This is a genomic window from Oleiphilus sp. HI0125 (assembly GCF_001635355.1).
The window spans coordinates 1-689 of sequence record NZ_LWGF01001005.1 but is presented as its reverse complement, the minus strand read 5'-3'; the positions used below and the strand labels follow the sequence as shown (position 1 = coordinate 689).

Below are 689 nucleotides of genomic sequence, written 5' to 3'. Positions count from 1 at the left end.
ATCAATTAGAGCATGACGCAGTCCTAGCGTAATTGCGATTGCAGGAAAAACTATGCATAAAAGGGCGATACAAACTTCAATCATTACGACTCTCGAGATTTACCTTTTTTATTAGCATCAGGTCTGACTTTAGTCGCTTGATAAACCGGCCAGTAGTCGATTTCGTTATTTGGTTTGATTAACAGGAGTTCTCCAAACTGGAGCATGACCGCCTCGCTTTGGGTCGGACGAAATAAAACGCAGTCACCAGACTTTAGAGTGTCGTTAGTGTGCGAAATAAATTCTTGATTGCTCGATCGACCAAACAAGGAGTTAGTCTTGAAACCCTCTGGATAAAATGGACTCGCCATCCAGTTACCTCCGTAAATATATGCACCTTTATTAGGGACTTTACCGATAAAGCGAAATAGTGAATTCAATGGGGTATTGAAGGGCTTAGGTAAGGGGAGTTGTGGTTTTTCGACTGCCTTTAGTATTGGTGTTGCAATGAACAATGCTGGCTTGAACTCGTTCAAATGAGGAAGCTCAAAGTCTTCAGGTTTTACAAAGATAGATCCAATCGAAATATCATTAATGACATCGTTGCCCTGATACTCAGTGAAGGTTGTACTTCCTGCGCTATTAAATGTTAGCTCTTCTTGATTGCCAAAACGCTCTGCAATCGCTCTGAAGCGGCGATATTTCTCTGT

General features: G+C 41.7%; 1 pseudogene. It reads right to left on the bottom strand.

From position 1 onward, the window contains the following. Positions 1-83: 83 nt before the first annotated feature. Positions 84-689: pseudogene (locus A3762_RS27730) on the bottom strand (hypothetical protein); the annotation flags it as partial.